Source organism: Faecalibacterium gallinarum (genome assembly GCF_022180365.1).
Taxonomy (GTDB): domain Bacteria; phylum Bacillota; class Clostridia; order Oscillospirales; family Ruminococcaceae; genus Faecalibacterium; species Faecalibacterium gallinarum.
Genome location: NZ_BQKV01000063.1, coordinates 1 through 13,309, shown reverse-complemented (window position 1 = coordinate 13,309; position 13,309 = coordinate 1). Strand labels below are relative to the sequence as shown.

General features: G+C 64.5%; 9 protein-coding genes. 3 read left to right on the top strand and 6 right to left on the bottom strand.

Annotation, left to right across the window (positions count from 1 at the left end):
- Positions 1-16 precede the first annotated feature (16 nt).
- From pth to JCM17207_RS09085, 3 genes are all read left to right on the top strand, one after another.
- Complete coding sequence (gene pth, locus JCM17207_RS09095; protein WP_238317353.1) at positions 17-595, top strand: aminoacyl-tRNA hydrolase; 579 nt, start codon at positions 17-19, stop codon at positions 593-595.
- 141 nt (positions 596-736) lie between these two features.
- Entirely contained in the window at positions 737-4,222 is a 3,486-nt protein-coding gene (mfd, locus tag JCM17207_RS09090) for a transcription-repair coupling factor (protein ID WP_238317352.1), read from the top strand.
- A gap of 72 nt (positions 4,223-4,294) precedes the next feature.
- Positions 4,295-5,374 carry a foldase gene (locus JCM17207_RS09085; RefSeq protein ID WP_238317351.1) on the top strand — a complete coding sequence of 360 codons (1,080 nt, stop codon included), beginning with the start codon at positions 4,295-4,297 and terminating at the stop codon, positions 5,372-5,374.
- 69 nt (positions 5,375-5,443) lie between these two features.
- On the opposite strand, the gene JCM17207_RS09080 is transcribed toward JCM17207_RS09085, so the two are convergent.
- The 6 genes from JCM17207_RS09080 to JCM17207_RS13855 all read right to left on the bottom strand — a co-directional run bounded on the left by JCM17207_RS09080 (position 5,444) and on the right by JCM17207_RS13855 (position 13,301).
- Entirely contained in the window at positions 5,444-7,225 is a 1,782-nt protein-coding gene (locus JCM17207_RS09080; RefSeq protein ID WP_238317350.1) for a [FeFe] hydrogenase, group A, read from the bottom strand.
- Complete coding sequence (locus JCM17207_RS09075) at positions 7,219-9,054, bottom strand: NAD(P)-binding protein (RefSeq protein ID WP_238317349.1); 1,836 nt, start codon at positions 9,052-9,054, stop codon at positions 7,219-7,221. The genes JCM17207_RS09080 and JCM17207_RS09075 overlap by 7 nt, the downstream gene beginning before the upstream one ends.
- A gap of 252 nt (positions 9,055-9,306) precedes the next feature.
- Positions 9,307-10,521: an NADP-dependent isocitrate dehydrogenase gene (locus tag JCM17207_RS09070; RefSeq protein WP_238317348.1), complete on the bottom strand. Its 1,215-nt coding sequence runs from the start codon at positions 10,519-10,521 to the stop codon at positions 9,307-9,309.
- A 45-nt stretch (positions 10,522-10,566) separates the two neighbouring features.
- Positions 10,567-11,754: a pyridoxal phosphate-dependent aminotransferase gene (locus JCM17207_RS09065; protein WP_238317347.1), complete on the bottom strand. Its 1,188-nt coding sequence runs from the start codon at positions 11,752-11,754 to the stop codon at positions 10,567-10,569.
- A 36-nt stretch (positions 11,755-11,790) separates the two neighbouring features.
- Positions 11,791-12,978, bottom strand: coding sequence for a cation diffusion facilitator family transporter (locus JCM17207_RS09060; RefSeq protein WP_238317346.1), 1,188 nt, complete (start codon positions 12,976-12,978; stop codon positions 11,791-11,793).
- Between the two features lie 245 nt (positions 12,979-13,223).
- The gene (locus JCM17207_RS13855) at positions 13,224-13,301 is read right to left on the bottom strand and encodes a hypothetical protein (protein ID WP_373871900.1); all 78 of its coding nucleotides are present in this window, start codon (positions 13,299-13,301) and stop codon (positions 13,224-13,226) included.
- Between the last annotated feature and the right edge of the window lie 8 nt (positions 13,302-13,309).

Here is a 13,309-nt window from a genome sequence, read left to right as displayed (position 1 = left end):
GAAAAGGTTATAGGATATGAACGCAAACGACATCTGGTTGATCGCTGGCCTGGGCAACCCCGAGGCCAAATACGACGGCTCGCGGCACAACGCGGGCTTTGCCGCGCTGGACTACCTGGCGGGCAAATGGGGGGTCTCGGTGAGCAAGGCCAAGTTCCAGGGCCTGTGGGGCCAGACCGAAGTGGAGGGCCACAAAGTGGTTCTTCTGAAACCCCTGACCTATATGAACCTCTCGGGGGACTCCATCGCGCCCCTGGCGGCTTTCTTTAAAATCCCGGCGGACCATGTGATCGTCCTGTGCGACGACATCACCCAGGCCCCGGGCAAACTGCGGATCCGTCCCTCGGGCAGCGCCGGGGGCCACAACGGCCTCAAGAGCATCATCGCCCGGCTGGGGAGCGACCAGTTCCCCCGGATTCGGATCGGCGTAGGGGCCAAACCCCACCCCGACTACGATCTGGCCGACTGGGTTCTGGGGCATTTCAGCGCCGAGGACGCCAAAGCTCTCGCCGACCGGTACCCCGACATCGAGGCCGCCGCCCGGCTGATGATGGACGGGAAACTGGGCCAGGCGCAGAACAAATACAACCGATAATCATTTGAATCCCTTCCGCAGCCGTTGACCGCCGCGGCGCTCCACCTTATGGGCCCGCAAAAGGTATCTCGCGGCTGAAACGCTTTTTGCGCCGCTTTTTCTCGAAAAAGCGGCAAATGATCCCCCACGAAAGGAGCTGCCATGTACGAAGCACTGCTGAAAGCCACCCCCGAATACCAGAAAATCGCGGCCAGCTTTTCGTCCCCGGGCCCGGCGGCCCTCTTCGGCCTGCCCCCGGCCGGGCGTGTGCTGCTGTATGCCGCGCTCCAGAAAGATCTGGGCCGGATCCTCTGCATCGTGACCCCCGGCGAGGCCGAGGCCACCCACTACGCCGAGGACCTGAAAGCTCTGGGCCTCGCGGCGGCGGTCTTTCCGCCCCGGGACTTTATGCTCCGCCCCGTGGAGGGCGCAGGCCGGGAATACGAATACCGCCGCCTGTCCGTCCTGGGCGAGCTGGCGGGCGGGCGGCTCCAGGCCGTCTGCGTCCCCGCCGAGGCCCTGCTCCAATATACCGTTCCGCCGGACGAGTTCCGGGCCAACACCCTCACCTTAAAACCCGGCATGACTTATAACCGGGACGCTTTGGTGCAGCGGCTCTTTGCCGCCGGGTACGTCCGCCGCAGCCAGGTGGAGGGCCCGGGGCAGTTCAGCGTCCGGGGCGACATCGTGGACATCTACGCCCCCGATATGCGCTCCCCCGCCCGAATCGAGTACTGGGACGAGGAAATCGACTCCCTCTCCTCTTTTGATCTTCTGACCCAGCGGCGGGACGCCCCCCTGGAAAAAATCCACCTCTCCCCCGCCCGGGAGGTGCTGTTCGGGGACGCCGCCGCCACCGCCCAGGCCCTGCGGGAGGCCGCCGCCAAGGCCCGGGGCAAGAAGAAAACCGCCCTGGAACAGGCCATGGCCGCCGATCTGGCCCAGCTGGACACCGGCATCGTCCCCGAGGCCATGGACAAATACTACGGCCTGCGGTATCCCACCCCCGCCACCCTGCTGGATCATTTGAACAATCCCCTTTTCATCCTGGACGAGGTGGGGGGCATCCGGGACGCCCAGAAGGCCACCGAGTACCGCCGGGGGGAGGAACTCACCGGCCTGTTGGAAGAAGGGGTCCTCTGCCCCGGGCTGGACGTGCTCTACCAGACCATGGCGGACCTGGCCCTGGCGGCGCAGAAAAACTCCACCCTCCTGTGCGAGAACTTCCTGCGGGGGATGAATGAGTTCAAGCTCAAGGACCTGATCAACGCCGAGGCCCACGCCGCCCCCAACTGGAGCGGCGATTTGAAAACCCTGGCCGAGGATCTGGACCCCCTGCTGGAACAGGGCTACGCCGTGGCTCTCTTTGCGGGCACCCCCAAGAGCGCCGCCGCCCTCACCCGGGATCTGGCGGACAAGGGTTACGCCGTCAGCATGAGCCGGGACGTCCGCCCCTCCAAAAAGCTGGTGCAGATTCTGCCCGGCCACCTCCACGGGGGATGCAGCTTCCCCTTTGGGCGGTTCGCGGTACTCTCTTCCCGGCGGCACGGGCTGGACGAGGCCGCCGAACAAAAGAAAAAACGGAAGAAGAACAAAGACGCTCTCACCAGCCTGTCGGACGTAAAGCCCGGGGACTATGTGGTCCACCAGAGCCACGGCATCGGCATGTATGCGGGCATCCAGCGGCTGGAAGTCCAGGGCGCCATCAAAGATTATCTGAAGATTCAATATTCCGGGTCGGACGTGCTCTACGTGCCGGTGACCCAGCTGGATCTTTTGAGCCGGTACACCGCCCCCGGGGATGAAGAAAAGGTCAAGCTGGCCAAACTCGGCGGCGCCGAGTGGCAACGCACCCGGGCCAAGGTGAAAAAGGCCACCGAGGAGATGGCCCAGGAGCTGATCGAGCTCTACGCCCGCCGCCGGGAGGCCAAGGGCTACGCCTTCCCCGCCGACGGGGACTGGCAGCAGAACTTTGAGGCCCGGTTTGCCTACGACGAGACCGACGACCAGCTGGCCGCCACCGCCGAGATCAAGAAAGACATGGAAAAAGCCTGGCCCATGGACCGGCTGCTCTGCGGCGACGTGGGCGTGGGCAAGACCGAGGTGGCCCTGCGGGCGGCCTTCAAGTGCATCATGGGGGGCAAGCAGTGCGCGATCCTCGCCCCCACCACCCTGCTGGCCTGGCAGCACTACAACACCATCCTCTCCCGGATGGAGGCTTTCCCGGTGCGGGTGGGGCTGCTCTCCCGGTTCCGCACCCCCAAACAGCAGAAAGAGACCCTCCGGGGGCTGCAATCGGGCAGCGTGGACCTGGTGGTGGGCACCCACCGGCTCCTCTCCAAGGACGTGCGGTTCCACGATTTGGGGCTGGTCATCATCGACGAGGAACAGCGGTTCGGGGTCAAGCACAAGGAAAAACTGAAAGAGAGCTTCATCGGGGTGGATATGCTGACCCTCTCGGCCACCCCCATCCCCCGCACCCTGAATATGGCCATGAGCGGCATCCGGGATATGTCCACCATCGAGGAGCCCCCCATCGAGCGGCAGCCGGTGGAGACCTTCGTGCTGGAATACAACGAGGTGATTCTGGCCGAGGCCATCAAGAAGGAACTGGCCCGGGGCGGCCAGGTCTACTACCTCCACAACCGGGTGGACAACATCGAGGCCACCGCCGCCCGGGTCAGCCAGATGGCCCCCGGGGCCCGGGTGGGGATCGCCCACGGCAAGATGACCGAGGAGGAGCTAAACCCGGTCTGGCAGCACCTGATCAACGGGGAGATCGACATTCTGGTCTGCACCACCCTGATCGAGACGGGCATCGACGTGCGGAACTGTAACACCCTGATCATCGAGGACGCCGACCGGATGGGCCTGGCCCAGCTCTACCAGATCCGGGGCCGGGTGGGCCGCAGCGGCCGGAAAGCCTACGCTTACTTCACCTTCCGGCGGGACAAAACCCTCTCGGACATCGCCCAGAAGCGCCTCTCCGCCATTCGGGAGTTCACCGCCTTCGGCTCCGGGTTCCGGATCGCCATGCGGGATTTGCAGATCCGGGGCGCGGGCAGCCTTTTGGGCCACAGCCAGCACGGCCACATGGAGGCCGTGGGTTATGACCTCTATGTGAAAATGCTGACCCAGGCCATCGCCCGGGCCAAGGGCGAGCCCATCCGCCGGGACAAGAGCGAGTGTCTCGTGGACCTGCGGGTGGACGCCTACATCCCCGAGCGGTACATCCCCGACGGGCCGGGGCGGATCGAAGCCTACCGCCGGATCGCCGCCATCCAGACCCCCGAGGATGGGGCCGACGTGCTGGACGAACTGATCGACCGCTACGGCGACCCGCCCCCCTCGGTGAGCGACCTGGTGAACGTCTCCCTGGTGCGGGTGCTGGCCACCAATGTGGGGGTCTACGAGGTCACCCAGAAGAAAGACCAGATCACCCTCTCCCTGGAAGAGCTGGGCCTGCCCATGATCCGGGGTCTGCTGGTGGCCTTTGACGGGCGGGTGACGGCGGGGGCCGGGGCCCGGCCCTACCTGTCGGTGACCCTCCGGCCCGACGAAAAACCGCTGGAACTGCTGCAGCTCATCCTCCGGGAGATGGCCGCCCTCCAGAGCGGCAAGACCCCCGACCGCCCCGAAACCGGTTGACGGCCGGACCTCGGCGGGGTATACTCAAGGATATCCCACGATAAAACCATAAAAAATACAGGAGCATCACCCATGAAAAAAGCATTTTCCGCGCTGGCTCTGGTGCTGGCGCTCTGTCTGGCCCTGGCGGGCTGTCACATCTCCACCCCCGACACGGTGGGCACGGTCGGCGAGACCGAAATCACTTCGGGGCTTTACCTGCTGGCCCAGTTCGACGCCTACCAGCAGGCCGCCCAGCTGGCCGGCACCGACCAGGACTATAACGACGTCAAATCCTTTTTGAAGGAGACCATCACCCTGGACGAGGAAACCGGCGAAACCGCCCTGGTCAGCGACTATGTGGCCGAAAAGACCATGGAGACTCTGCGGTTCTACGCCGCGGTGGAGGAGCGGTTCGAAGAACTGGGGGGCGAGCTGACCGAGGCCCAGACCGCCCAGGCCGACGCCTACGCCCAGCAGCTTTTGGATAATTACGGCACCATCTACACCGCCAACGGCATCGGCCTCGAGAGCCTCAAGCTCTACGAGCGGAACCTGGTCAAATCCGCCGCCCTGCTGGATCTGGTCTACGGCCCCGAGGGGGAGACCCCCGTCTCGGATGCCGACCTGCTGGCCCATCTGGACGAGATGCTCTACACCTGCTATATCTCGGTGCCCCTCTATGACTCGTCCACCTTCGCCTTTGCCGACGAGGACCAGACCGCCCAGATGCTGACCCTGGCCGAAGAGGCCGCCGCCGGGTACACCGGCAGCTCGGCCGCCGATTTCCAGGCCGCGGTCACCGACACCGTGTCTGAGATGTACGCCGTCCTGGGCGGCGAGTACACCCCCACCGCCGCCGATTTCGCCACCGGCTTTTTGCTGGACAGCGATCTTGAGACTTCCTTCACCGAGGAAGCCGCCGACACCGTCCGGGGGCTGGAAGTGGGCCAGGCCGCCGCTGTGGAGTACAGCAGCTATGCCATCCTGCTCCTGGTCCGGCTGGACCCCCTGGACACTTTGACCCTCGACCAGCTGCGGGGAGATATCCTCTCGGATCTCTGCTCTGAGACCCTGCAAAACGACCTGACCGCCCAGGGCGAAGCCCTGGCCGACGGGCTGGACGCCGGGGTGATGGCGAAGTTGCCCGCTAAAAAGATCACCATGGGCTAATCCCCAAATAAAATGAACCCCCTGCCGGCTGCCCGGCAGGGGGTTTTTCTCGTTTTGGGTTTCCGGATTTTATTCGGCAGACCCGGTGCGAGCGGTCTCACCCGGCATCTGCCAGCCGAAATGGTCGGTGTGGAGCCACTTCTCCGCTTCTTCGCTCAAAGGCGCCCCCAGCTCGTCCCGGTAGAGGGCCATGACGTCGGCGTTCTCGTGGCTGAAGCGGACCGCGCTCACCCGGTCGAGACCATAGAGCACCTGGCCCCGCTCATGGGCCCGCTCGATGTCGTCGCAGTGGATGGGCTGGCCGCCGCCGCCCACGCACCCGCCGGGGCAGGCCATGATCTCCACGAAATGGTAGTGGACCTCCCCTTTCAGGATGGCCTCGCAGAGGGCCCGGGCGTTGCCCAGGCCGCTGGCCACCGCCACCCGGATGGTGGAGTCCGCCATCTCGAACTCGGCCTCCCGCCAGGCCCGGCCGTCGGCCCGGCGGCTCTCCCGCACCTGGCGGAAGGAGTCGGGCCGGGGGTTGTACCCGGTCACCAGGTAATAGGCGGTGCGGAGGGCCGCCTCCATGACGCCGCCGGTGGCCCCGAAGATGACCCCCGCGCCGGTGTAGTCCCCCAGCAGCCGGTCAAAGGGGGTCTCCAGGACGTTCTGGACCTGGACGTGCTCGGACCGAATCAGCCGGATGATCTCCCGGGTGGTGAGGGCGTAGTCCACGTCGGGGATGCCCACTTCGTTTTTCATGGTGGGCAGGGCGCACTCGTCCTTTTTGGCCACGCAGGGCATCACCGAGACGCAGCAGATCTTCTCGGGGGGGACGCCGATTTTCTCGGCGAACCAGTTTTTGACCACCGCGCCGAACATCTGCTGGGGGCTCTTGGCGGTGGAGAGCTGGCCCGCCAGCTGGGGGTACTGGCTCTTGACAAACCGCACCCAGCCCGGGCAGCAGCTGGTAAACATGGGGTATTTGTCCAGCTCGCCCCGGCCCAGCCGGGCCAGAAACTCGCTGCCCTCCTCCATGATGGTCAGGTCGGCGGAATAGCTGGTATCAAACACATAGTCAAAGCCCACGGCCCGCAGCGCCCCGGCCAGACGGTTGACGGTGGCCTGCTCGGGCTCGAGGCCGAAGGCCTCGCCCCAGGCCGCCCGCACCGCCGGGGCGATCTGGACCACCGTAACAGTGTCGGGGTCCTCCAGGGCCTGCAGGACCTTCTGGACGTCGTCCCGCTCATAGAGGGCCCCCACCGGGCAGTGGGTGATGCACTGGCCGCAGATGGCGCAGTCCGACTCCCGGATCAGCCGGTTGCCCGATACATCCACCCGGGTCCGGCCGCCGGTGGCCACCAGGTCCCAGACGCTGAGGCTCTGGACCTTGTCGCAGATCTGGATGCAGCGCATGCACTCGATGCACTTGGCGGTGTCCCGGATCAGGGGGAAATGGCGGCTCCACTGGCGGAGTTTCGGGCTGGGCAGATCCTCCTCAAAGGGGTTGGACACCACCCCCAGCTCGTTGCAGACGGCTTGCAGCTGGCAGTTGCCGCTCCGGGCGCAGAGGGCGCACCGGGCATCGTGCTTGCTGAGGATCAGCCGCAGGTTGGTCTGCCGGGCCCGGCGGACCCGGGGGGAATTGGTGCTGATCTTCATCCCCTCGGCCACCACGTTGTTGCAGGCGGGGATCAGCTTCTCCTCCCCTTCCACCTGGACGCAGCAGAGCCGGCAGGCGCCGATCTCGTTGATCTCTTTCAGGTAGCACAGGTGGGGGATCTGGATGCCCGCCGAGAGGGCGGCGTCCAGGATGGTGGTGCCCTCGGGCACACAGACAGTCCGCTCGTCGATCTTGAGTGTTACCATTTGACGTTTCTCCCTCCCTTAAAGACCCCATAGCCGAAGTGATCGCACCGCAGGCAGCGGCCGCACTCCTGCTGACACTCCTCCTCGGTCATGCCCTGGCTGACCAGGTCGAAATCCCCATCGATGTGGGGGATGTTCCGGCTGCGCAGGTTGACCCGGCCGCAGGCGGGGCTGTTGGTCAGCTGGGGGGCGGGCACTTCCACATCCACCGTGATGGTGTGGTGGTAGCCCAAAAAGCTGTCGATGTTGTCGGCGGCCACCTTGCCCGCCGCCACCGCACGGATGACGGTGGCCGGGCCCGAAACCGCGTCGCCGCCGGCAAAGACGTTGCCGCTGCCCGGCACAAAGCAGGACCGCTCGGCCTGGATGGCCCCCCGCCGGGTGCCGATGCCGCTGGTCTCAAAGGGCTGGGTGTGGATGGCCTGGCCGATGGCCACGATGATGTAGTCGCAGGGGATCCGCACCGGGGGCTGGCTGGCCTGTTTGGGGGCGGGGCGGCCGTCCCGGCCCACCCGGCTGATGAGCTGGGGCTGGGCCCAGAGGGCGGCGCAGGCGCCCGACTCGTCCGCCTCGATCCGGGCCGGGGCGTGGAGGGCCAGGATCTCACCCCCCTCGGCCTTGGCCTCTTCGATCTCCTCGGGCAGGGCGGTCATATCCTCCTCCCGGCGGCGGTAGACACAGGTGACGTGCTCGGCCCCCAGCCGCAGGCTGGTGCGGGTGGCGTCCATGGCCACGTTGCCGCCGCCGATGACGCAGACCCGCTTGCCCTTCAGATCGGGGATCTCCCCCTCGCCGATGCCCCGGAGCATCTTGACGGCGCTGACCACGTTCCGGTTGTCCTCCCCCTCGATGCCCAGCTTCTTGTCGTCGTGGGCGCCGATGGAGATGTACACCGCGTCGTATTCGGCTTTCAGCTGTTCCAGGGTGACGCTGCCGCCCACCTCGGTATCCAGCACCGCCTCCACGCCGGTGTCCAGGATATACTGGATGTCCCCATCCAGCACCTCGGGGGGCAGCCGGTAGTCGGGGATGCCGTACCGCAGCATTCCGCCCAGCTTGTGGCGCTGCTCATAGACCACCGTCTTGTGGCCCATCAGGGTCAGGAAATAGGCCGCGGTCAGGCCGCCGGGGCCGCCGCCCACGATGGCCACCCGTTTGCCGGTGGGCTCGGCCCGGGGCGGCAGGGGTACCTGGCCCGCGTGGTCCACGGCATACCGTTTGATGCCGCAGATGTTCACCGCATCGTCCACCATATGGCGGCGGCAGCTGGCCTCGCAGGGGTGTTCGCAGACATAGCCGCAGACCGCCGGGAAGGGGTTATCTTTCCGGATCAGCCGGACCGCGTCCTCGCACCGGCCCGCCTTGACCAGGGCGATATAGCCCGGCACATCCACATGGGCGGGGCAGACCGCCGTACAGGGGATGGCATGTTCCAGCCCGCAGATGCACCGGCCCCGGAGCAGGTGCTCCTCGTAGTCGTCCCGGAAGCCCCGCACCCCTTGCAGCACCATCCGGGCCGCCTCGTAGCCGATGGCACAGTCGGCGGTGTCCAGGATGACCTCGGCCGTCATCTCGATGCGGTCGATCAGCTCGGGCTCGCCCTCGCCGTCCAGCACCGATTCCAGCATCTTGGTCAGCTGGCCCAGGCCCACCCGGCAGGGTACGCACTTGCCGCAGGTCTGGGCGTGGCAGACCCGCAAAAAGTTCAGCGCCATATCCACCGGGCAGAGGCCCAGGGGGCTGGAGCCAATCCGGCGCTGCATGTCGCGGTAGAGCCCTTCCAGCACCCGCTGGGACTGCCCCGGCGTCTCGATGACCAGTCGTCTCAATGGTAAATCCTCCTTATTTCTTTGTGAAAAAAGCGGCTGCTTTGCCGCCGGGGGTTCCGCTCTCTCTTTTGTACGGAATTTCTCCCCTTTTCCCGTTCGTATCGGGTAAACCGACCTGTTTTTATTGTATACAAAATTTGGCACTATTGCAAGTTATGATAAAAAATAGGCAAGGATTCCCCGTCTTTGCTTAAATAAAATAACCCCTGCGCCGGGGGCTGCCCGGGCAGGGGTTATTTTATGGATTCGATTTTATGCGCCGAGTTTGGCCTCGAGACGCTGGCGGATGGCCTTGATAAAGCCCTCGCTGTCCACGGCGGTGGGGGTGACCCCCTCGGCCAGGGCGCAGAGGTCCTTGGTCATGACGCCGTCGTTCAGGGTCTGGAGGCTGGCGGCTTCCAGCGCCTCGCCGAAGGCCACGAGATCATCGAGGCCGTCCAGCTCGCCCCGCTTTTTCAGGGCGCCCGACCAGGCGAAGATGGTGGCCATGGGGTTGGTGGAGGTCTTTTCGCCCTTGAGCCAGCGGTAATAGTGGCGGGTGACGGTGCCGTGGGCGGCCTCGTACTCGTACTTGCCGTCGGGGCTCACCAGGACACTGGTCATCATGGCAAGAGAGCCGAAGGCGGTGGAGACCATGTCGCTCATCACGTCGCCGTCGTAGTTCTTGCAGGCCCAGACAAAGCCGCCCTCGCTCCGGATGACCCGGGCCACGATGTCGTCGATCAGGCTGTAGAAGTAGGTGATCCCCGCCGCCTCGAACTTCTCTTTATACTCGGCGTCGTAGATCTCCTGGAAGATATCCTTGAAGGTGTGGTCGTATTTCTTGGAGATGGTGTCCTTTGCGCCGAACCAGAGGTCCTGCTTCACGTCCAAAGCGTAGTTGAAGCAGCTGCGGGCGAAGCTGGCGATGGAGCTGTCCTTGTTGTAGGAGCCCTGGAGGACGCCCGCGCACTCGAAGTCGTAGACTACAGCGGTCTGCTTTTCGCCGTTTTCGCCGGTGAAGGTCAGCTCGGCTTTGCCGGGGCCGGGGATCCGGAACTCGGTGCACTTATACACATCGCCGTAGGCATGGCGGGCGATGGTGATGGGTTTTTTCCAGTTCTTGACCACCGGTTTCACGCAGTCGATCATGATGGGGGCCCGGAAGACGGTGCCGTCCAAAACAGCCCGGATGGTGCCGTTGGGGCTCTTCCACATCTCGTGGAGCTTGTACTCGTCCATCCGCTGAGCGTTGGGGGTGATGGTGGCGCACTTGACCGACACGCCGTATTTCTTGTTGGCCAGGGCGGCGTCCATGGTCACCTGGTCGCCGGTGGCGTCCCGGTTGGGCAGGCCCAGGTCGTAATACTCGGTCTTGAGGTCCACAAAGGGCAGGATCAGCTCGTCCTTGATCATCTGCCACAGGATGCGGGTCATCTCGTCGCCGTCCATCTCCACCAGGGGGGTGGTCATCTTGATTTTTTCCATCGGGGTTCCCTTCCTCTCTAATTTTTTTATAAAAGCAGCGCCGCCTTATTTGCGGTAGGCTGCGGCCAGCTGTTCCAGGGCGGGCAGGCTGCGCTTGACCTTCTCGGTCTCGATGCAGTAGGCCAGCCGGACGTACCCTTCCACCCCGAAGGTGTCGCTGGGCACCAGCAGGAGATCAAACTCCCGGGCTTTCCTACAGAAGGCGTTGGCGTCCGCCTCCAGGGCTTTGGGGAAGATATAGAAGGTGCCGCCCGGCCGCTCCACCTCGAAACCGTAAGCCGTCAGGGCGTCGTAGAGCAGGTTCATGTTGGTCTCGTAGACCGACAGGTCGCTGGTCACCCCCTGGCAGAGGGCCACCGCCCGCTGGATGATGCTGGGGGGGCAGTTGTGGCCGGTGAACCGGGAGATCTGGCTCATCATATCCACCAGAATCTCCTCCCCCTCGCAGCCGGGGCAGACCGCCACATAGCCCAGCCGCTCGCCGGGCAGGCTCAGGCTCTTGGAATAGGAAAAACAGGTCAGGGTGTGGGGGTAATAGGCCGCCGGATAGGGGGCCTTTTTGCCGTCAAAGACGATGTCCCGGTAGGGCTCGTCGCTGACGAGGTAGATCACATGACCGTATTCCCGGCTCTTCTCGGCCAGAATTTCCGCCAGCCGGGTGAGGGTGGCCTCAGAGTAGACCACGCCGGTGGGGTTATTGGGGGTGTTGATGAGGACGCAGCTCACCGCCGGGGTGAGCATCCGCTCAAACTCGTCCAAATTGGGCTGGAAGGCCGGGGCCTGGGGCGGGACGACTTTCAGGTAGGCGCCGGTGCCCTCCACATAGGGGCCGTACTCAGGGAAATAGGGCGCAAAGGTCAGCACCTCGTCCCCGGGTTTGGTCACCGCCCGGATGGCGTGGGCGATGGCCCCCGCCGCCCCGGTGGTGGGAAAGATATCCTCCGCCCGGTAGGCTAGGCCGAACTTCTCGGCCAGATGGGCCGCCACCGCCGCCCGGAACCCCGGGTCTCCCTGGCTGGGGCAGTAGCCGTGGAGGTCCACCGGGTCGCCCTCGGCCAGCAGCTGCTCCATGGCCCGGGTAAACTGGCCCGGGCAGGGCACGCTGGGGTTGCCCAGGGAATAATCAAAGACGTTCTCCGCCCCGATCTGGGCGGCCCGCTGGCGGCCGTACATGAAGGTTTCCCGGATGACGCTCTTCCGGCCCAGCATGGCGCGGTAGGTTTCGTTCAGCATTGAGATCTCTCCCCCTCTTGGCCCCCTGGGGGCCGTTTATTTTTCCCGGTGGGCCGAGGCGTAGCTCTGCTCCACCTTGATCACACAGATGTAATGTTCGTCCTGCTGGGTGACGAACTCCCGCAGCTGGCGGAGCACCTCGGCCCGGTCGCCGGTATAGCCCGCCGGCAGCACCAGGTCAAACAGGACGTTGGAGTGGGTGGTGCCCGGCACGATCCGCAAATCGTGGATGGAGAGGGCCGGGTCGATCTGGCGGATTTTCTCGTTCAGCCGCACCCGCAGAACCCCCACCCGGGCGTCCGAGGTGACGATGGGGTCGTAGTGGATGGTCAGCAGGATTTTTTCGTCCCGGCGGACGTCCCGCTCGATGTTGTCGATCAGGTCGTGGGCGTCCAGGGGGTCCACCTCGGCGGGGAACTCAATGTGGAGGGAGGCGAACTGCTGGCCCGGGCCGTAGTCGTGGACCATCAGATCGTGGACCCCCAGCACCCCGGGGTAGGACAGCACCTTGCGCTCGATCCGCTCCACCAGTTCGGGGTCGGGGCTCTCGCCCAGCAGAGGGCTCAGGGTGTCCATCACCAGGCCCCAGCCCGACCAGAGGATGAACACCGCCACCCCCACGCCCATCAGCCCGTCGATGATGTCCAGGCCGGTGATTTTGCACAGCACCGTGGAGGCCAGAACCGCCGCGGTGGTAATCACGTCGTTGCGGCTGTCGGCGGCGGTAGCGATCAGGGTATCGGAGCCGATGGCCTCGCCGATCTGGCGGTTAAAGCGGCTCATCCAGAATTTCAGGCAGATGGAAAAAAGCAGCACCCCCACCGACAGGACGCTGAACCCCACCGGCTCGGGCCGCAGGACCTTGAGGGCCGAATCTTTCAGCAAACTCAGGCCGATGGCCATAATCATGGTACTGACCGCCAGCCCCGCCAGATACTCATACCGGGCGTGGCCGTAAGGGTGTTTTTCGTCGGGGCCCTTGGCCGCCAGACGGAACCCCGCCAGGCTCACCAGGCTGGAGGAGGCGTCCGACAGATTGTTGATGCCGTCGGCCACAATGGCGATGGAGCCGAACAGGCTGCCCGCCGCCAGTTTGCCCACCACCAGAATCAGGTTGCAGACCACCCCCACCAGGCTGGCCAGGTTGCCGTAGGCGGTGCGGACGGCGGGTTTTTTCAGGTCCTGATGGTTTTTTACAAAAAGTCTCGTTAAAAGCTGTGTCAAGAAATCCTCTCCCTTGGGGAAATATCGGTTTTTATTATACCTTCCGTAATATCCGGAATGAAAAACCATGGATCTATTATAGCATCCTGCTTTACCATTTTAAAGTGCTGGGCGCAAAATTTTCCAGCCGCCGGGGCCCGGAAATAAAAAGAGCCCCGCCGAAGCGGAGCTCAGGGGCTTTATGAACCGCCCCATATTGTGCGGACAGTACAAAAAAGAGGCCTGCAAGGGGTAGAACAAGCGAATCAAAGACTGGCCTGGCGAAGCGAGAGCGGAGCCAGGCCAGTCTTTGTCTGGAGGCGCTCGTGGTTGTAGAAGTGGATGTACTCGT

Bases quoted from the DNA above. Each gene is read 5' to 3' on its own strand.
- JCM17207_RS09070 (WP_238317348.1), bottom strand. From the start codon at position 10,521: ATGGAAAAAATCAAGATGACCACCCCCCTGGTGGAGATGGACGGCGAC.
- JCM17207_RS09080 (WP_238317350.1), bottom strand. From the start codon at position 7,225: ATGGTAACACTCAAGATCGACGAGCGGACTGTCTGTGTGCCCGAGGGC.
- mfd (WP_238317352.1), top strand. From the start codon at position 737: ATGTACGAAGCACTGCTGAAAGCCACCCCCGAATACCAGAAAATCGCG.
- JCM17207_RS09065 (WP_238317347.1), bottom strand. From the start codon at position 11,754: ATGCTGAACGAAACCTACCGCGCCATGCTGGGCCGGAAGAGCGTCATC.
- JCM17207_RS09085 (WP_238317351.1), top strand. From the start codon at position 4,295: ATGAAAAAAGCATTTTCCGCGCTGGCTCTGGTGCTGGCGCTCTGTCTG.
- pth (WP_238317353.1), top strand. From the start codon at position 17: ATGAACGCAAACGACATCTGGTTGATCGCTGGCCTGGGCAACCCCGAG.